The 18,599-nt window shown below is 65.8% G+C and carries 14 protein-coding genes; 6 read left to right on the top strand and 8 right to left on the bottom strand.

The window, feature by feature from the left end; all coding sequences use genetic code 11:
• Window positions 1–41: 41 nt before the first annotated feature.
• Together V473_RS06175 and V473_RS06170 are read left to right on the top strand one after the other, a co-directional pair.
• Window positions 42–1,214: a carboxynorspermidine decarboxylase gene (locus tag V473_RS06175; RefSeq protein WP_066601562.1), complete on the top strand. Its 1,173-nt coding sequence runs from the start codon at window positions 42–44 to the stop codon at window positions 1,212–1,214.
• A gap of 147 nt (window positions 1,215–1,361) precedes the next feature.
• Window positions 1,362–2,561 carry a type III PLP-dependent enzyme gene (locus V473_RS06170; protein WP_066601560.1) on the top strand — a complete coding sequence of 400 codons (1,200 nt, stop codon included), beginning with the start codon at window positions 1,362–1,364 and terminating at the stop codon, window positions 2,559–2,561.
• A 108-nt stretch (window positions 2,562–2,669) separates the two neighbouring features.
• On the opposite strand, the gene V473_RS06165 is transcribed toward V473_RS06170, so the two are convergent.
• The 7 genes from V473_RS06165 to V473_RS06135 are packed head-to-tail and all read right to left on the bottom strand — an operon-like array spanning window position 2,670 to window position 10,545.
• Window positions 2,670–3,887 (bottom strand): class I SAM-dependent RNA methyltransferase, encoded by a 1,218-nt coding sequence (locus V473_RS06165; protein WP_066601559.1) that lies wholly within the window; start codon window positions 3,885–3,887, stop codon window positions 2,670–2,672.
• Complete coding sequence (locus tag V473_RS06160) at window positions 3,884–5,275, bottom strand: bifunctional ADP-dependent NAD(P)H-hydrate dehydratase/NAD(P)H-hydrate epimerase (RefSeq protein ID WP_066601558.1); 1,392 nt, start codon at window positions 5,273–5,275, stop codon at window positions 3,884–3,886. Before V473_RS06160 ends, V473_RS06165 begins: the two co-directional genes overlap by 4 nt.
• On the bottom strand, window positions 5,272–5,649 hold the full coding sequence (locus V473_RS06155; RefSeq protein WP_242496000.1) for a hypothetical protein: 378 nt from the start codon (window positions 5,647–5,649) through the stop codon (window positions 5,272–5,274). Before V473_RS06155 ends, V473_RS06160 begins: the two co-directional genes overlap by 4 nt.
• The gene (locus tag V473_RS06150; protein WP_066601555.1) at window positions 5,646–6,362 is read right to left on the bottom strand and encodes an N-formylglutamate amidohydrolase; all 717 of its coding nucleotides are present in this window, start codon (window positions 6,360–6,362) and stop codon (window positions 5,646–5,648) included. The genes V473_RS06155 and V473_RS06150 overlap by 4 nt, the downstream gene beginning before the upstream one ends.
• On the bottom strand, window positions 6,359–7,252 hold the full coding sequence (locus V473_RS06145; protein ID WP_066601554.1) for a 4-(cytidine 5'-diphospho)-2-C-methyl-D-erythritol kinase: 894 nt from the start codon (window positions 7,250–7,252) through the stop codon (window positions 6,359–6,361). The genes V473_RS06150 and V473_RS06145 overlap by 4 nt, the downstream gene beginning before the upstream one ends.
• Window positions 7,239–8,873, bottom strand: coding sequence for a tetratricopeptide repeat protein (locus tag V473_RS06140; protein WP_066605196.1), 1,635 nt, complete (start codon window positions 8,871–8,873; stop codon window positions 7,239–7,241). The genes V473_RS06145 and V473_RS06140 overlap by 14 nt, the downstream gene beginning before the upstream one ends.
• A 19-nt stretch (window positions 8,874–8,892) precedes the next feature.
• The gene (locus V473_RS06135; RefSeq protein WP_066601550.1) at window positions 8,893–10,545 is read right to left on the bottom strand and encodes an electron transfer flavoprotein-ubiquinone oxidoreductase; all 1,653 of its coding nucleotides are present in this window, start codon (window positions 10,543–10,545) and stop codon (window positions 8,893–8,895) included.
• A 132-nt stretch (window positions 10,546–10,677) separates the two neighbouring features.
• On the opposite strand from V473_RS06135, the gene V473_RS06130 reads away from it, so the two are divergent.
• The 4 genes from V473_RS06130 to V473_RS06115 all read left to right on the top strand — a co-directional run bounded on the left by V473_RS06130 (window position 10,678) and on the right by V473_RS06115 (window position 14,897).
• On the top strand, window positions 10,678–11,403 hold the full coding sequence (locus tag V473_RS06130) for a uracil-DNA glycosylase family protein (RefSeq protein WP_066601549.1): 726 nt from the start codon (window positions 10,678–10,680) through the stop codon (window positions 11,401–11,403).
• Window positions 11,400–13,190 (top strand): lytic transglycosylase domain-containing protein, encoded by a 1,791-nt coding sequence (locus V473_RS06125; RefSeq protein ID WP_066601544.1) that lies wholly within the window; start codon window positions 11,400–11,402, stop codon window positions 13,188–13,190. Before V473_RS06130 ends, V473_RS06125 begins: the two co-directional genes overlap by 4 nt.
• Window positions 13,190–13,717, top strand: a complete 528-nt coding sequence (gene moaB / locus V473_RS06120) for a molybdenum cofactor biosynthesis protein B (protein ID WP_066601542.1) — start codon at window positions 13,190–13,192, stop codon at window positions 13,715–13,717. Before V473_RS06125 ends, moaB begins: the two co-directional genes overlap by 1 nt.
• 112 nt (window positions 13,718–13,829) lie before the next feature.
• The gene (locus tag V473_RS06115; protein ID WP_066601538.1) at window positions 13,830–14,897 is read left to right on the top strand and encodes a PA0069 family radical SAM protein; all 1,068 of its coding nucleotides are present in this window, start codon (window positions 13,830–13,832) and stop codon (window positions 14,895–14,897) included.
• 69 nt (window positions 14,898–14,966) lie between these two features.
• On the opposite strand, the gene dnaE is transcribed toward V473_RS06115, so the two are convergent.
• Window positions 14,967–18,506: a DNA polymerase III subunit alpha gene (gene dnaE, locus V473_RS06110; protein WP_066605186.1), complete on the bottom strand. Its 3,540-nt coding sequence runs from the start codon at window positions 18,504–18,506 to the stop codon at window positions 14,967–14,969.
• Window positions 18,507–18,599: the final 93 nt, after the last annotated feature.

The raw sequence follows: 18,599 nt of genomic DNA, 5'->3' as shown, positions 1-18,599 counted from the left end.
TTTCGCCGGGGTGACGGCGCGGCAGGATGGAGTATTACCCCATGGAAACCCGTGCCGGCGATCCCGCCGCTTTCGCCCGCTTCGACCTCTACCGCGTCCCCTCGCCCGCCTTCGTGGTGGATGAGGCCGCGGTACGGCGGAACCTCGCCGTCCTGCGCGACATAGGCGACCGCGCCGGCATCAAGGTCCTGGGCGCGCTCAAGGCTTTCTCGATGTGGTCGCTTGGGGGCGTGCTGGGCGAATATCTCGACGGCGTCTGCGCATCGGGCATCTATGAAGCGCGCCTCGCTCATGAAGAATATCAGGGCGAAGTCGCGACCTATTGCGCCGCCTACAAACCCGAAGACCTGGCCGAAATCCTCAAGATTTCGGATCATGTGATCTTCAACAGCCCCGGCCAGATCGCCCGTTTGAAGCCCGTCATAGACGCCGCGCGCGCCGACGGCCGCGTCTTCGACATCGGCCTGCGCCTCAACCCCCTCCATCCGGAGGGGGAAGTGCCGAAATATGATCCCTCACAACCGCACAGCCGCCTGGGCTTCCCGGTAAACCAGTTACGCCCCGAACACCTCGAAGGCGTCGACGGCCTGCACATCCATAATCTTTGCGAGCAGGATCTACCCCCGCTGGAGCGGACCTGGGCGGCGATCAAACCGTATGTCATGCCCTATATCGACCGCCTCAAATGGCTCAACTTCGGCGGCGGCCACCATGTCACCCGCGCCGATTACCAGATCGACGACCTCATCGCCTTCTTGGCTGGGATCAAGGCGCAGACCGGCCTCACCCTCTATATCGAGCCGGGCGAGGCTATGGCGCTCGACGCGGGCATATTGGTTGGCGAAATCCTCGATGTGATCGACAACGGGATGCCCGTCGCCATTACCGATATCAGCGCCACCTGCCATATGCCCGACGTGATCGAGGCGCCCTATCGCCCCGCCATGCTGCATGAGCCGGACGATGGCCCGGTCACCCGACTCGGCGGCCCCTCCTGCCTTGCGGGCGACATTATCGGCGACTATCGAATCCCCGGCGGCGCGGAGCCGGGCGCGCGCATCGCCTTCCTCGATCAGGCCCATTATTCGATGGTCAAGACCAACACCTTCAACGGTGTGCCTCTTCCAGCCATCTGGCTGTGGCACTCGGAAACCGATGAACTCAAGGAAATCCGCGCCTTTTCCTATAGCGATTTCAAGACCCGTCTCTCGTAACGCACGTTTCGTAGCCTCCTGCGCAACAAAATTTTCACATGCGCTTTACAGGGGGGACCCCTCCGCATATATCGACCGTCCGCTGCCCCATGGGACTTCCACCGCAAGGCAGCTTTTCGCCCTGAACTACACTGGAGGTCCCTTGAATTGCACAAGCATCCTAGCGCGCTGGGGGTAGCGACCACCCTCAAACCGGCAGCCCCGGTAACGCTGATTCGCCCCGCAGCCGCTGCTAGGGCCGCCCGTTTCTTCGTTGAGAAGTTTCCGGGGCGTTCGCTCTATGCGGTCAAGGCGAACCCGTCACCCGATCTGATCCGCACGCTGTTCGCTAACGGAGTCACGCATTTCGACGTGGCCTCTATCGCCGAAGTGCGTCTGGTCGCCGAAACGCTGGCGGGCGAAGAGGGTGTCAAACTCTGCTTCATGCACCCGGTCAAGGCCGAGGAAGCGATCGCGGAAGCCTATCATCGCTACGGCGTGCGCACCTTCTCGCTCGACACGATCGACGAGCTGGAAAAGATCATGCGCGCCTGCGACGATGCGACCGATCTGGAGCTGTGCGTGCGCCTGCGCGTGTCGTCCGAACATTCCGAACTTTCCCTCGCGTCGAAATTCGGCGCGGAACTGGGCGAGACCCGCGAACTGCTGATGGCCACTCGTCAGGCCGCCGACGCGCTGGGCATTTGCTTCCATGTCGGCAGCCAGGCAATGAGCCCGCAGGCCTATAGCGATGCGATCGAGCGTGTCCGCGCCGCGATCGTCGATGCGGCGGTCACGGTCGACATCATCGATGTCGGCGGCGGCTTCCCGTCCATCTATCCGGGCATGGAGCCGGTCGCGCTCGAAAATTATTTCGAAGCGATCCATCGCGGTTTCGAAAGCCTGCCGGTCAGCTATTCGTCGGAATTGTGGTGCGAACCCGGCCGCGCGCTGTCGGCGGAATATAGCTCGATCATCGTCCGGGTCGAACGCCGTCGCGGCACTGAACTCTACATCACCGACGGCGCCTATGGCGCGCTGTTCGATGCCGCGCATATCGGCTGGCGCTTCCCCGTCGCTCTGTTGCGGGAAGACGAGAGCGAGGAGGAACTGACCGCCTTCTCCTTCTACGGCCCGACCTGCGACGACATGGACCATATGGTCGGCCCGTTCATGCTCCCGGCGGACGTGACTGTGGGCGACTATATCGAAATCGGGATGCTCGGCGCCTATGGCGCGGCGATGCGGACCGGCTTCAACGGCTTCACGTCGGAAGCCACGATCGAAGTCGAGGACGAACCGATGGCCAGCCTCTACACCGAAGTCGTGCCGGTCCGCCGTCGCGCAAACGTCATCAAGCTGGGCTAAACCGACTCCGGTTCCCCCGGAGAGGATGCCTGTTCCCGGCCAACCACGAGCAGGGACGCAAAAAACTGCCAATCCCTCGCCGCTCCCCCCTCGCGGCGAGGGATTGTCTTATCTGCGGAAGATGCCGACCAGCTCGACATGGGTCGTCCAGCGGAACTGGCCCACTGGCTTGACACTATCGAGCCGATAGCCGGCCGCCGTCAGATGCGCCGCATCCCGCGCGAAACTTGCCGGATTGCAGGACACATAGGCGATGACCGGCACGGCCGACGCCGCCAGTTGCAACACCTGCTCCCGCGCGCCTGCCCGCGGCGGATCAAGGATGACCGCGGCAAAGCGGTTCAACTCTTCGGGGGTCAGCGGCCGCCGGAAAAGGTCGCGATGATCTGCCGCCAACCGTCGTTGCGCCCGCCCGGCCGCGAGCTTGAGCGAAAGGATCGCATCCCGCGCGCCCTCTCCGGCATAGACCGGCCGCCCGTCGCCCAGCGCCAGCGCAAAAGTGCCAAGGCCGGCGAACAGATCGGCGATCGCCCCCGTCTCCGGCAGCGCATCGCGCACCGCGCCGACCAGCGCCGCCTCGCCATCAGGCGTCGCCTGGAGGAAGGCGAAGGGCGGAAAACCCACCGGCACGCCGCCGAAGCTGATCGTCGCCGCCTCCGGCTCCCATCGCGTCTGCGCGCCGTCGCCCTCATCGATGGTCAGCCGCGCCAGCCCATGCGCCCGCGCAAAGGCGCCCAGCGCCTCGTCCGCCGCCAGCCCCTCGACCTTTACCCCCTCCAGCAACAGGTCGACGCCCTGGTCGATCAGAGACATCTTAACATGCGCGGCGCGCTTGTCGGGCAGGATCGTCGCCAGCAGCCCCCGCAGCGGCGCCACCAACGCGAATAGCCGTGGATCGAGCACCGCGCACATTTCCAGGTCGATCAGCCGGTGGCTGCCCTCCTCGGCAAAGCCGATGGTGAGGCGCTTCCCCGCCCGCGCAGCGCGCAACGCCGCCCGTCGCCGGGTCATCGGTGGGGAGATATGGGGCGGCAGCACGGTGGCAGGCGCCACGCCCTGCCCCGCCAGCGCGCCGGTCACCCGCGCCGTCACGAATTCGGCATAGCTCGCCTCGTCCAGTTGCTGGATCTGGCATCCGCCGCAGGCCGGGAAATGGGTGCAGGCCGGATCGACATGATGCGGTCCGGCGATGACCAAGCCGCCGGGGCCGATCCGGTCGCCCGGCGCGGTCAGCGGGACATGGCGGCCGTCGGCCGTGATGCCGTCGCCCTTGGCGGCGATGCGGATGATGATGCCGGAATCGGTTGCTTTGTCGCTATCGGTCACAATCGCGCGGCGATAGCCGCTGGCAGCACGCCAAGCAAATCATCCGCGACAAAGGCCGGCCCGGCCCGCCGCGCCGCCTCGCCATGCAACCACACCGCCTCGCACGCCGCGCGAAAGGGATCGCCCGTCACCGCCAGTCGCCCGGCGCAAAGCCCGGCCAGCACGTCGCCGGTCCCCGCTGTCGACAGCCAGGGCGACGCGCCCGACGCCACCGCCGCCCGCCCGTCCGGCGCCGCGATCACGCTGTCCGCGCCTTTATAGACCATAACCGCGCCCGATCGGCGCGCCGCCGCCAGCGCCCTATCGATCTTGCTGCCGGGCAAGTCCCCGAACAGCCGCTGAAATTCGCCCTCATGCGGCGTCAGGATCGCGCCCGCAGGAATGGCGCGCGCGCCCTCTTCGCCCAGCAAGGTCAGCGCATCCGCGTCCAGCACCAGGGCATGACCAGCGTCCATCGCTGCCGCCAGCCGCGCCCGGCCATCGGCGTCCCGCCCCAGCCCCGGCCCGACCAGCACGACGTCGATCCGTTCGTCCGCCAGCGCCTCGCCGATCCCCTCGGGCGCTTCGATCCGGCGATTGACGACGGCGTGCGGGCCGACGATCGGTCGATCGATCGCAAAGCGCCGCACCGACCCCGCCCCGGAATGGGCCGCCGCGATGCTCGCCAGCAGGCTTGCGCCCGGCATCGCGCCACCGACCACCGCCACCAGGCCGCGCGTATATTTATGCGCGTCGGCGGCCGGCGTCGAAAGGATGGGCGCGCACAACCGATGCACCGCGCTCGACACCGCTATGCCGATGTCCGCCAGCACCAATCGCCCGCTACGCCCCGCCGCCGGTTGCAACAGATGCGCAGGTTTGTAGGCGCCCAACGCGATGCAGGTGCCGAAACGTGGCACGGCGGACAGCATCGCACCACTATCGCTATCGACCCCGCTCGGCACATCGACCGCATGGCTGATCGCCGCCGCCCCGGCCAGCACGCACAGCCGCGCCGCCACGGCGTCATCCAACCCGCGCGTCAGCCCGGTGCCGAACAGCGCATCGACCAGTTGCGTCGCCGGCGCCGCGCGCATCATATCCTCGATCGGCCCGCCCCATGCCGCCCGCGCCCGCTGGCCCGATAGGGTCCGGCTCGCGCCCAAAGCCGCTACGCGCACCGGCACCCCGCGGTCACGCAATATCCGCGCGATGACATAGCCGTCACCGCCATTATTGCCCGGCCCGCAGAGTATCAGCGCATCCCGCTTATGCCCGGCGCGCCAGATGATCTCCGCCGCCGCCGCGCCCGCCGTCTCCATCAGCGCATAGTCATCGACGCCCGCATCGAAAGCCGCCTGCTCCGCCGCGCGCATCTCCGCCGCCGTCAGGATCGGCCCGCCGTTCATCGCCCGGAACCGGCCATCCGCGCCGGCAGCCGATAGCGATCGTCGCCCGCGACCACCTCGATCCGCTTGTCATCCAATATGCTGAGCGTCGCCGCCTCCGCGCCATCGGCCGCCTCCAGCCCGCGTCCGTCCGCCAGCACGCGAAAGCGCCGGAAACCTCCATCGGGATGCCGCAGCGTCAACATGTCCCCGGCCTGCTCGACCAGGCAGTCGCGCGCCCATTCGCCCGCCCCCGCCAGCGCGCAATCCGCCTTGCCGTCATCGACCTGCGCGACGTCCACCGCTGCGGCGGAATTATCGCGTGAAGACCCCGCCTCGCCCCCACAACCTGTCAACAGCAGCAGCGCCGCCAGCCCCATTGCGACCCGAATCATGCCAACCGGCTCCTGCATTCCAGCACCACCGGCCCCAATATCGCCGCGAACCGCGCTTGCCCCTCGGCATCACCGACCAGATCCTGCCGCATCTCCACGCCCAGATAGGGAATGCCATTGGCTTCGGCATGGCGGTTCATCGTCGCATTGAGCAATGTCCCGGCATAGGGCAACTGGTCGCCGACCATCAGCCCCGCCGCCTCCAGCAGCGGAATGGCGATCCGCGCTGCGCGATCGTCCCGGTTATACAGCACCCCGATATCCCACGGCCGCTGCTGCCCCGGATCGCTCGCCAATCGCGGCGTGAAACTATGGACCGACAGGATGAAGGGCGACGTCATGCCTTCCAGCAGCGTCGCCACCCGATGATGATAGGGATGGTGGAAGCGCATCATGCGCGCAGCCAGATCCGCGTCGCGATTACCGGGGATCGCATGGCCATCGCTCATCACCGGCAGCAAGCCGGCTGCATCTTCCTCCCGATTAAGGTCGATCACAAGCCGCGACACGCCGCCCAATATCGCGGTCGCACCTAATTGCCCGGCCAGCAGCCGGCTGACTTCCGCCACGCCAATGTCGATCGCGATATGCTGGCGCAGCAACGCCGGGTCGATGCCCAGGTCGATATCGTCCGGCACATGCGCGGACGCATGATCCCCCACGATCAGCAGGTCCAGTCCGCCGCCGCCAATCTGTGTATAGGCTTCGCTCATGCGCTCCTGATCCGCGTTTCCATCACCCACCAACCGGGATTGGCCCGCCGCACCGCCTGCGCCGCCGCCGCCAGGGCGCGATCGCTGCGAAACAGCGCGAAACAGGTCGCGCCCGATCCCGACATGCGCGCCAGCAGCACATCCTCCTGCGCCGCCAGCATCGCCAGCACATCGCCGATCACCGGCGCGATCGCCAGCGCAGCCGCCTCTAAATCATTACGCCCCATAGCGCACAACACGCCCAGGCTGGAACCATCCAACGGCCCGCGATCCACCCGGTCCCATCCTGCGAAAACCTGCGCAGTCGACACGCCGACGCCGGGATTGACCAGCAGCATCGAACATGCGTCCAGCCCATCGACGGCATGGCGCGCCTGCCTTTCGCCGCGCCCCATAACCATTTGCGTCACGCTGGGCACACAGGCCGGCACATCGGATCCCAGGTCCAATGCCAGCCCCATCAACTCCCCGTCATCGATCCGCACAATCCACAGCCGCGCCAGCAACCGCAGCGCCGCCGCCGCATCCGCCGATCCGCCGCCGATGCCGGACGCCACCGGCAGATTTTTCGTCAGCCGTATCGCCGCCCCGCGCTGCTCGCCCAGATACGCCTGCAACGCGCGCGCCGCCCGCACCACCAGATTGTCCGGACCCGCGTCCAGCGTCGCCCCGAACGGCCCGTCGATCGTTAGGTGGATCGCGCCATCGTCGCTCGCCCATCCCTGCAAGCGATCGCCATCCTCCGCGAAAACGAACAGGCTCTCCAAAGCATGATAGCCATCTTCGCGGCGCGCCCGCACATGCAGCGCGACATTGACCTTGGCGTAGGCGATCTCGGTGACAGGCGTCGTCAACATGTCCACGTCCAGCCCAGCGTCAGGGTGCGGCATATTCGGGCATCATCCCCATCTTGCGCTTCGCCGCCAGCCGCGCTGCCACATCGCCCTCGGCAAAGACCGACGCCGCCGCCCAGGCGTAGCGCGCTTCATAGCGCCGCCCCGCGACCCATAGCGCGTCGCCCAGATGCTCGTTGATCGTGCTGTCGGTCGGCGCCGCCGCTGCCGCCCGCTCCAATACCGGCACCGCCGCATCGACATCGCCCGTCACGAACTGCGCCCAGCCCAGCGAGTCGGTGATCGATGCGTCCTGCGGCTTGAGCGCGCTCGCCTTTTTGAGCAATTCCAGCGCCGCCTCGACATTCTGCCGCCGCTCGATCTGCGCATAGCCCAGATAGTTGAGGATCACCGGCTCATTGGGCGCGATCTTCGCGGCCCGCTCCAGCACCGCCCGCGCCTCGTCCCATCTTTTGCCCTGTTCCAGCGCGCTGCCCTCGAACAGCAGCAACGTCCAGGGCAATTGATCGTCCGCATATCCCGCCTGCGCCGCCCGGAACGCCGCCGCCGCGCCATCGAAATCGTCGCGTTGCGCCAGTAGTCGCCCCAGCCGCACCTGCCGCTCCGCCTCCGCGCCCGGCTCGGCCGCCTGCGCGCGGGCCAGCGCGAGCGCGCGGTCCATGTCGCCCGCCGCCGCCAGCGCGTCGATCAGTTCGGCCTGCGCGAGCGCGCCATACCAGCCATTGGCCGGGACTTTCTCCGCCTCCGCGACGCCGCCCGCCGCATGGCCCTGCGCCGTCAGCAGCCGGGCCGCGACGATATGGATTTCCGGGCCGGTGGGATCGGCGAACGTGGCGATCCGCGCCAATCGAAGCCCCAATGCAGAACTGCCGGAATCGGACGACACATCGACCGCCAGCCGGGCGAGCAGCCGGGCAAAGCCCTGCGCCGGGGTCGTCGCCGCGCCGGCCGCCTTCAATCCCTTGCCCTTGGCGATATCGGCGCGCGCCTGCGCGAAACTGGCGCTGCCGACCGGCAACAGCGTCAACGCCTCCGCCTTGGCGCCGTGCGCCGCAAATTGCCCGGCAAAGGCCAGCCGCAACGCCGCGCCATCGCCGCTGCGCACCGCCAGCGCCCGCCGCGTCGCGGGCGCCGCCGTCGTCAGGTCGCTCCGCGCCAGCGCCTGTAGCGCCGTATGTTCATCGGCATAGCGCAACCCCAGCGCCGCGAAACGATCCTTGCCATCGATCACCGGCGGCGCATATCGCCCCTCGCCCAGCGATATCCAACTGCGGATAATGGGCGTCAGGAACGCGAAATTGCCTTCCTCCAGCATCCGGTCGGTCAATGTCCGCGCGCCGACCCAATTTTTTGCCGACAGGGCCTCGCCGATCAGCAGGAGCGTGCCGTCGCGTGGCAACAATCCTGCCGCGTCCAGCAGCGCGGCCGACTGCCGCGCCAGCAGCCGGTCCCCGCTTTCTAGGGCCTGCACATAGGATCGCCGGGCAATCTCGATCCGCGCCGGGTCCTGCTTCAGCGCCTCGCGATAGCTGGCGACCGCCAGCCCCAGCGCCCCATCCCCGTCCGCCATCCGCGCCCGCGCATAGGCGTGGAGCGCGCCGTCAGGATCGACCGACGCCCCCGCCATGGTCGGAACCACCGCCGGGGTCGTCAGCATCAGCAACAGGGTCAGGCGCTTACATGTTCGGATAATTCGGTCCTCCGCCGCCTTCGGGTACGACCCAGTTGATATTCTGGGTCGGGTCCTTGATGTCGCACGTCTTGCAATGGACGCAATTCTGCGCGTTGATCTGGAACCGGGGATTGCCCTCTTCCTGACCAACCACTTCATAGACGCCCGCCGGACAGTAACGCTGCGCCGGCTCGTCATAAAGGGGCAGATTGTAGCTGATCGGGATCGCCGGATCTTTGAGCTGCAAATGGACCGGCTGGTCCTCCTCGTGATTGGTGTTCGACAGGAACACCGACGACAGCCGGTCGAAGCTCACCACGCCATCGGGCTTGGGGTAGGCGATCTTAGCGCAGCTATCCTTGGGCCAGATCTTCTCATTGTCGGCCTTGTGCTTCATCGTGAAGGGCAGGCCGATCTTGAGCGTGCGCATCCACATGTCGATGCCCGCCAGGAGGGTGCCGATCGTCCCGCCGAACTTGGACAGCAAAGGCTCGGCATTCTTGACCAGCTTCAACTCGTCCGCGATCCAGCTCGACCGCAGGCGCAACTCATAATCGTCCAGCACGTCGCGGGCGCGCTCATTCTGGATCGCCTCGAACGCCGCCTCGGCCGCCAGCATCCCCGACTTCATCGCGGTATGGGTGCCCTTGATCCGGGGCACGTTCACGAACCCGGCCGAACAGCCGATCAGCGCGCCGCCGGGGAAGACCAGCCTGGGGATCGACTGCCAGCCGCCCTCGTTGATCGCGCGCGCGCCATAGGAGACGCGGCGCCCGCCCTCCAGGAACTTGCGGATCTCCGGGTGCTGCTTCCAGCGCTGGAACTCCTCGAACGGATAGAGATGCGGGTTGCGATAGCCCAGCCCCACCACAAAGCCCAGGGCGACCTGACCATTGGCCTGATGATAGAGGAAGCCGCCGCCATAGGCATCGGTCAATGGCCATCCCTGCGAATGGATCACCAACCCCGGCTGATGCATCGCGGGATCGATGTCCCACAATTCCTTCATCCCCAGGCCATAGACCTGCGGCTCGCTGTCGGCGTCCAGCGCGAACTGGCGCTTCAAGATTTTGGTGAGGTGGCCGCGCGCGCCTTCGGCGAAGAAAGTATATTTCGCGTGCAGTTCCAGGCCGGGCTGATAGTCGCCCTTATGCTCGCCTTCGCGGTCGACGCCCATGTCGCCGGTGGCGACGCCCTTCACGCTGCCATCCTCATTATAGAGGATTTCGGCCGCCGCGAATCCGGGGAAGATTTCCACGCCCAGCGCTTCGGCCTGTTCGCCCAGCCAGCGGCACAAATTGCCCAGCGATCCGGTGTAGGTGCCCTTATTGTGCATCCAGCCGGGCGTCATGATGTGCGGCATGGCGATCTTGCCGGTCTTGGTCAGGAACCAGTGCTGGTTGTCCGTCACCGGCACATCGGCCAGCGAACAGCCCTGCGTCCGCCAGTCGGGCAGCAGTTCGTCCAGCGCCTTGGGATCTATCACCGCGCCGGACAGGATATGGGCGCCGATTTCCGACCCCTTTTCCAATACGCACACCGCCAGTTCCTGGCCCGAATCATTCGCCAATTGCTTCAACCGGATGGCCGCCGACAGACCGGCCGGCCCTCCACCGACGATCACGACGTCATAGGGCATCGAATCCCGTTCGCTCATTCATCCCTCCATTGGGGCGATCGGCGGGCTGCACCCCGTCCTCTCCAATCGCCGCATTAGTCCAACACTTTACCAGTCAAGGCGATGAAGCACCTTGACCCCCTCGTCAACCTCTGGCCCTAACTGTTCGCGATGCGGGGATTATTGCAGGATGATGCGGCGACCGCCGACGCCTATCTGGCGTGGTGGCGGCTGGCGGGCGTGGATAGCGCCATAGGCGAATCGCCGGTTAACTGGCTGCGCCCTGTCGCTGCGCGCCCCGCGACCCCGATGGCCGCCACGATTACAGCGTCCATCGTGGAAAAACCGCGGACGCTCGAATCGTTCCTTGAATGGCTCGCCCATGATCCTGCCCAGCCCGAACGGCGCTGGACGGGCGCACAGATTGCGCCGTCCGGCCCGGCGCAGGCGACGCTGATGGTCGTCACCGACCTGCCCGATCCTTTCGATATCGGCGAAGGCCGGCTGCTGGCCGATCGCGCCGGATTGCTGTTCGACGCGATGCTGCGGGCCATCGGCCTTCACCGCGACGCCATCCACCTCGCTTCGCTCTTCACCGCCCGTCCGCCCGGCGGCATGGTGGAGGCGGCGGACCTGGTCCATGCGGCCGATCGGATGCGCACCCATGTCGCGCTGGCTCAGCCGCGCCGCCTGCTGTTGTTGGGCGATCGGACGATCCGTGCGCTGATGCCGACGGACGGCGCGGCATCGCCCGATAGTTTACGCCAATTTAATCATGATGGCGGCATTGTGCCCGCTGTCGCCACATTCCACCCCCGGCTGCTGCTGACCCAGCCTGCGGCCAAGGCGGAATGCTGGCGCGCCCTGCAAAGCCTGATCGAGGAAACCCGTCCGTGATTCGCGCCGCGACCCAAATGTCCCGTTTCGCCCTGATCGCCATGGGCCTGGCCGCTGCGCTTCCTACAAAGGCCGAAACCGCCCCCTCCATACCGACACTGTCCATGCAAAACTCGCCGCTGCAACTGGGTGACGGCGACAAGGCGCGCTATCGCGCTATTTTCTCTGCGTTGCAGGCGCAACAATGGAGCGAGGCCAAGGCGATGATCGCTGCGCTGGATGCGCAGGATGCCGTCCGGCCGCTGGCCTTGTCCGAACTCTATCTGGCGAAGGGATCGCCGCGGGTCGAACTGTTCGACCTGCTGGACCTTATCAACAAGGCCGCCTGGCTGCCCAAGGCCGACCAACTTTCTCGTTTGGCGCAAAAGCGCGGCGCCACCATCCTGCCGGACTTGCCGCAAATTCAGAAGATGGTCTGGCTGGGTTCCGCCCCGCGCCGCCAATATGTCGCCGCGATCAAGACCGATGCGCTGGCCCAGGCGCTCGCCGGCCAGATCCAGACTTATGTGAAGAATGACGATCCGGCCGGCGCCGAAGGGCTGCTCGCCACCGGCGAAGCAGGATTGACCTCCGAAGGGCTGACCGAAGTGCGCCAGCGCGTCGCCTGGGCCTATTATATAGAGAATGACGATGTGAACGCCCGCCGCATGGCCGTGCGCGCGCTCGAAACCCGCACCGGCGGCGATTGGACGGTGCAGGCGCACTGGACCAATGGCCTTGCCTCTTGGCGTCAGAATGACTGCCGCACCGCCGCCCCCGCCTTCGCCAATGTCGCCGCGCTGGCGGGCGACTCCGACATGCGCGCCGCCGGCGCCTATTGGGCTTCGCGCGCCTATATGGTCTGCGGCGAAGCGGAGAAGGTCGCGGCCTATCTCAAACAGGCCGCCCGTTCGGACGAAACCTTTTACGGCCTGCTCGCCCGCGAATCGCTCGGCCTGCCCATGCAGGCCGCCGCGCTGGTCAGCCGTTTCAGCGACATCGACTGGGGCGTGCTCAAGGGCAGCCCCAACGTCCACGCCGCCATTGCCCTTTCGGCGATCGGCGACAATGGCCGCGCCGACGAAATCCTGCGCTATCAGGCCAAAATCGGCGGTCCGGCGCAATATGATGCGCTTTTGCGCCTCGCCGGCGCGCTCAGCCTGCCCGCAACCCAACTCTGGCTCGCCCATAATGGCCCGGCCGGCAAGCAGCCGGCCAGCTTCGCCCGCTTCCCCGCGCCAAACTGGCGGCCCGATGGCGGCTGGCGCGTTGATCCCTCGCTCATTTACGCCCACACGCTCCAGGAATCGGGCTTCCGCTCCGATGTCGTCAGCAGCGCGGGCGCACGCGGCCTGATGCAGGTCCGTCCCGGCACCGCCGGCGATGTGGGCCTCACCAACGCATCGCAACTCTTCGTGCCGTCCACCAACATGGAATATGGCCAGCGCTATCTGGAATCGCTGCGCGACATGAGCGCGACCGGCGGCCTGCTGCCCAAGGTGATGGCCGCCTATAATGCCGGCCCGCAGCCGGTCGATCGCTGGAACACGCAGGTCCATGACAAGGGCGATCCGCTGCTCTTCATGGAATCGCTGCCCTATTATGAAACCCGCGCCTATGTGAACATCGTCATGCGCAACTACTGGATGTACCAGATCCAGGCGAAGGGCAGCGCCGATTGCCTGACCGGCATGGCGCAGGGCATGTGGCCGACCTTCCCCAATGCCAAGGGCGTAAAGCTGGTGCGCCTGAGCAAGGCGGATGGCCGTGCGTCAACGGGCGCCAGCATGGGCGGCGGTTCCGACTGATGCCGATCGATGAGGGCCGGGCCTTCATTCCCGTGCGGATCGCCGTCCTCACCGTCTCCGACACGCGCGGCCTGGCGCAGGATCGCTCCGGCGACGCCCTGGTCGAACGGCTGGAAAGCGCCGGCCATATCCTCGCCGCCCGCTATATCGAGCGCGACGACCGGTCCGCCATCGTCGCCCGGCTGCACGCCTGGATCGACGATCCGCAGATCGACGTCATCCTCACCACCGGCGGCACCGGCGTCACTGGCCGCGACGTCACGCCCGAAGCCCTCGCCCAGGTGCAGGACAAGGAAATCCCCGGTTTTGGCGAGTTGTTCCGCTGGCTGAGTTACCAGAGCATTGGCACCTCCACCATCCAGTCCCGCGCCACAGCCTGCGTCGCGCGCGGCACCTATATCTTTGCGCTGCCCGGATCGACCGGCGCGGTAAAGGACGCATGGGACGGTATCCTCGTCACCCAACTCGACAGCCGTTTCCGCCCCTGCAACTTCGTTGAACTGATGCCGCGGCTGATGGAGCATTAAGGCCCACCGTCTATTTAATTAGTTAGCTAACAAATGAAAATGACGAATGCGATTCTAGTGTCGCATTTCTTGTCTCATTTGACATTTTGTTCCCTTCATGTTCTCATGCCCCATGGCGATCGAGAAAGGCAGGGGCGCAACGCTGAACGGCGGCAGCCACCGCTTCAACCTCCGCCAACGGGAGGCCGACGGCGATTGGCTCGATGCGGTCGAGCATCTGGACGGTCCCGTCCCCCGCCGCCGGACCCAGGTCACGGTCGAACATCCCCGCACCATCCTGACCCGCAACGCCAGCCCCGACATCGGCTTTTCCCAATCGATCAACGCCTATCGCGGATGCGAACATGGCTGCATCTATTGCTTCGCGCGCCCGTCCCATGCCTATCACGACTTGTCCCCCGGCCTGGATTTCGAAACCAGATTATTCGCCAAGCCCGACGCCGCAAAACTGCTGCGCGCCGAACTGTCGAAGCGTAACTATGTCGTCGCACCCATCGCCATGGGCACCAATACCGACCCCTATCAGCCGATCGAAAAGGATTGGCGCATCACGCGGGACATATTGGAATTGCTGGTCGAAACCCGCCACCCGACGTTCATCACCACTAAGTCCGACCGCATCCTGCGCGACATCGATATGCTTGCCGATCTGGCGCGCGACCGGCTTGTGGCCGTGATGCTATCCGTCACCAGCCTCGACCCCGCCATTGCCCGCACCCTGGAACCCCGCGCGCCGCATCCGCTGCGCCGGATCGAGGCGATCCGTCAGCTATCGGCGGCCGGCATCCCCGTCACCGCCAGCATCTCGCCCGTCATCCCCGCCATTACCGACCATGAGATCGAAGCCCTGGTCGCCCGCGTCGCGGAGGCGGGGGCACGCGAGGTGACCTTCATCCCGGTCCGCCTGCCGCACGAAGTCGCTCCTCTGTTCCGTGCCTGGCTCGACGCCCATTATCCCGATCGCGCGGCCAAGGTGATGGCGATCATCAACGACCTGCGCGGCGGCCGCGACAACGACCCCGATTTCGGCACCCGGATGCGCGGACAGGGCGTCTGGGCCGACCTCATCCGCACCCGCTTCAGCAAGGCCCGCAAACGCGCAGGCCTTGGCGCGGAACGCCTGACGCTCCGCACCGACCTTTTCCGCCCACCCGAAGGTGCACAGATGCTGTTGTTTTAGCCTCCGTTGTTCGGGCGGCTTTGGGTGGCCGACTATGGTCCCAAAACGACAGCGCAAAACCCGCTGCAATCATCCTACCAACCGCATCGCCGTTCGCCGCGTGCGCGTCTTGTAGCCGTCCGCCTTCACATCCATCCGCTCGAACCGGTGGATCGACAGCCCCTTGATCGTGGAGATCGCATCCACCTGATCCGCGCCCAGACTATAGGTGTCGCCCAGGAACAGCCGCGCCGCCTGCCCCTCGCCCACCGGCGCGCGCAGGAACACCTCGCTCCGCCCTCCACTCGCACCCGCCAGCAAAGCCGCCAGCGCCTCGACCGCCTGCGGGGTCTCCACATCGACTGTCAATTCCATGCGCGACGCGCTGGCGATCGCCCGGAACGGCTCGACCCCCCGCACCGTCACGCGCGGCGTCTCCTCGCCCGGCAACCGATCCAGTTCCACGACCAGCAGCGCGCAGTCGCCATCGGCCGCCAGTTCCTCGATCGCCTTGCACGCGCCCTCATCGAAACAACTCGCCTGAAACTGGCCGCTCTGGTCGGAGAAGGTCGCGTTGGCGTAGCGCGCCCCGCGCTTGGTTTCGCGCCAGCGCACATCCTCGACCATCGCTGCCATGATCGTCATCGACCGCCCTTCAGCATTGGGAGTCGGCATAGGTGACTGGCAGATCAAACCGTAGCTTCTGGCGCCCCGCGCATCGGCCAAATGCTTGTAGCGATCAACAGGATGCTCCGAAAAGTAGAAGCCGAAAGCTTCCTTTTCATACTCCATGCGCTCCGCCGTGGTCCAAGACTTATGCGTTGGGATGCGCACATCAGCGTGGGGCGTTTCAACATCGCCAAACAAACCACCCTGCCCGCTTTCGCGCGCTTGGGCGTTGCTGGAGGCGACCGACAATATGGTTTCTGCGGCGGCATATACGGCGGCTCGATCGTCATATACGTCCTTGAACGCCCCCGCCGCCGCCAGGCTTTCCAACTGCCGCCGGTTCAGCAACCGCGGCTCGATCCTGTCGGCAAAGTCATCCAGCGATTTGAACGGCCCGCCCTTTTCCCGCTCGGCGACCAACTGCTCCATCGCCTTCTCGCCCACGCCCTTGAGGCCGCCCAGCGCGTAGCGCACGGCAAAGCCCAGCCGCTTGTCCTCGCTCTCGCAGGGCACGGCCTCGACGGTGAAGTCGGCCTGGCTGCGGTTGAGATCGGGCGCCAGGCAGGTCAGCCCCATGCGCCGCATATCGTCCACGAAAACCGTCAGTTTTTCGGTCAGATGGATATCGAACGCCATCGACCCGGCGTAGAATTCCGCCGGATAATGCGCCTTCAACCACGCCGTCTGATAGGCGAGCAGCGCATAGGCGGCGGCGTGCGACTTGTTGAAGCCATAGCCGGCGAACTTGTCGATCAAGTCGAACAGTTCGTTCGCCTTGGCCGGCTTGATGTCGCTCGCGGCGCAGCCTTCGACGAAGCGCGAGCGCTGCGCGTCCATTTCGGCCTTCACCTTCTTGCCCATGGCACGACGCAGCAGGTCGGCGTCGCCGAGCGAATAGCCGGCCAGGATTTGCGCGGCCTGCATTACCTGTTCCTGATAGACGAAGATGCCGTATGTTTCTTCGAGGATCGGCTTCAGCAAAATATGCGGATATTCAATCTCTTCCTGCCCGTTCTTGCGGCGGCCGAACATCGGGATATTGTCCATCGGGCCGGGGCGATAGAGCGAGACGAGCGCGATGATATCGCCGAAATTGGTCGGCCGCACCGCCGCCAGCGTCTTGCGCATCCCTTCCGATTCAAGCTGGAACACACCGACTGTGTCGCCGCGCTGGAGCAGGTCGTAGACCGCACCATCGTCCCAGGCGAGCGTGTCCAGATCTACGGTCACGCCCCGCGCCGCCAGCAACTGCACCGCCTTCTGCAACACCGACAGGGTTTTCAGACCCAGAAAGTCGAACTTCACCAGCCCCGCGCCCTCGACATATTTCATGTCGAACTGGGTCACCGGCATGTCCGATCGCGGATCGCGATAGAGCGGCACCAGTTGCTGCAACGGCCGGTCGCCGATCACCACGCCGGCCGCATGGGTGGAACTGTGGCGCGGAAAGCCCTCCAGCTTCATCGCATAATCGATCAGGCGGCGGACCTGCTTGTCATTGTCATATTCCGCCCGAAACTCGGCGACACCGTTCAGCGACCGCTCCAGCGTCCACGGATCGGTCGGGTGGTTCGGCACCAGCTTGGCGAGCCGATCGACCTGGCCGTAGCTCATCTGGAGCACACGCCCGGTGTCCTTGAGCACCGCGCGCGCCTTGAGCTTACCGAAGGTGATGATCTGCGCCACATGGTCCGCGCCATATTTCTGCTGGACGTAGCGGATCACCTCGCCGCGCCGGGTTTCGCAGAAATCGATGTCGAAGTCGGGCATCGACACGCGCTCCGGGTTCAGGAAGCGTTCGAACAGCAGGCCGAGCTGCAGCGGATCGAGATCGGTGATCAGCAGCGCCCAGGCGACGACCGATCCCGCGCCGGACCCACGGCCCGGTCCCACCGGAATGTCATGATCCTTCGCCCATTTGATGAAGTCGGCGACGATCAGGAAATAGCCCGGAAAACCCATCTGGATGATGATGTCCGTCTCGAACTTGAGACGCTCGATATAGGGCTGGCGCGCCTCGTCCGCGATGATGCCCAACTTCGCCAGACGCGCTTCCAGTCCGGCGCTCGCCAGGTCGCGCAGCATCCTTGCTTCGCCCTCGATATCGCCGGCCAGGCTGGGCAGGATCGGCTTGCGCTTGGGCGCGGCCACGGCGCAGCGTTGCGCGACCACCAGCGTATTGGCCAGCGCTTCGGGCAGATCCTCGAACAGGCGCTTCATCTCGCCCGCCGGCTTCATCCAGGCGTCAGGCGAACTGGTGCGGCGATCGGGCATGTCGACATAGGCACTGTCGGCGATGCACAGCATGACGTCATGCGCTTCATGGAAATGCGGTTCGGTGAAACAGGTGGGGTTGGTCGCCACCAGCGGCAGGTTGCGATCATAAGCGAGGTCGAGCAGATGCGGCTCCGCCTTGCCCTCCACCGGGTCGAGCCGGCGGCAAATTTCGACATACAGCCGATCGGGAAACAGCGCCTCCAGCCGCTCGACATAGGCGACCGCCGCGTCGGGCTGGTCCTCCGCGAACAGCCGCGCCAAAGCGCCCTCGCCACCCGCCGTCAGGGCGATGAGGCCATCGGTCCGCCCGGCCAGCGCCTCGACCGTCACATGCGGCACTTCTTCGACCGGTCGATCCAGATGCGCCATCGATACCAGCGCGCAGATATTGTCATATCCCGCGGCGTCCTGCGCATAGAGCGCCAGCCAGTCATGCATCGGCGCATTGGCCGGCCGCCCCGGCCGCAATACGCCCAGCATCGCGCCGATGATCGGCTGCACGCCTTCATCCTTGCATCCGTCGGAAAAGGCCATCGATCCGTAAAGCCCGTTGCGATCGGTGATCGCCGCCGCCGGAAAGCCCAAAGCCTTGGCCTGCTTGGCGATCTTCTTGGGATCGATCGCCCCTTCCAGCATGGTGTAGGAGGAAAAGACGCGCAGCGGTGCGAAGGGAGCATGGGGCATGTCGGCCAATCTAGGGACGATCCCTGATTCGTCCCAGTCCTTCGAAAAGGAAATCTGTGGGTAAAGCGCCTGCGCGTCATCCTTAACAGATTG

Origin of the sequence: Sphingobium cupriresistens LL01 (assembly GCF_001046645.1) — a bacterium.
GTDB lineage: Bacteria > Pseudomonadota > Alphaproteobacteria > Sphingomonadales > Sphingomonadaceae > Sphingobium > Sphingobium cupriresistens.
The sequence above is the reverse complement of the archived record's forward strand: the minus strand, read 5'-3'. Positions and strand labels throughout refer to the sequence as shown.

Excerpts from the sequence above, each read along its gene's own strand:
- V473_RS06160 (WP_066601558.1), bottom strand. The coding sequence starts at position 5,275 with ATGAACGGCGGGCCGATCCTGACGGCGGCGGAGATGCGCGCGGCGGAG.
- V473_RS06135 (WP_066601550.1), bottom strand. The coding sequence starts at position 10,545 with ATGAGCGAACGGGATTCGATGCCCTATGACGTCGTGATCGTCGGTGGA.
- V473_RS06150 (WP_066601555.1), bottom strand. The coding sequence starts at position 6,362 with ATGAGCGAAGCCTATACACAGATTGGCGGCGGCGGACTGGACCTGCTG.
- V473_RS06140 (WP_066605196.1), bottom strand. The coding sequence starts at position 8,873 with ATGCTGACGACCCCGGCGGTGGTTCCGACCATGGCGGGGGCGTCGGTC.
- moaB (WP_066601542.1), top strand. The coding sequence starts at position 13,190 with ATGCCGATCGATGAGGGCCGGGCCTTCATTCCCGTGCGGATCGCCGTC.
- V473_RS06175 (WP_066601562.1), top strand. The coding sequence starts at position 42 with ATGGAAACCCGTGCCGGCGATCCCGCCGCTTTCGCCCGCTTCGACCTC.
- V473_RS06115 (WP_066601538.1), top strand. The coding sequence starts at position 13,830 with ATGGCGATCGAGAAAGGCAGGGGCGCAACGCTGAACGGCGGCAGCCAC.
- dnaE (WP_066605186.1), bottom strand. The coding sequence starts at position 18,506 with ATGCCCCATGCTCCCTTCGCACCGCTGCGCGTCTTTTCCTCCTACACC.
- V473_RS06145 (WP_066601554.1), bottom strand. The coding sequence starts at position 7,252 with ATGCCGCACCCTGACGCTGGGCTGGACGTGGACATGTTGACGACGCCT.
- V473_RS06130 (WP_066601549.1), top strand. The coding sequence starts at position 10,678 with ATGCGGGGATTATTGCAGGATGATGCGGCGACCGCCGACGCCTATCTG.
- V473_RS06155 (WP_242496000.1), bottom strand. The coding sequence starts at position 5,649 with ATGATTCGGGTCGCAATGGGGCTGGCGGCGCTGCTGCTGTTGACAGGT.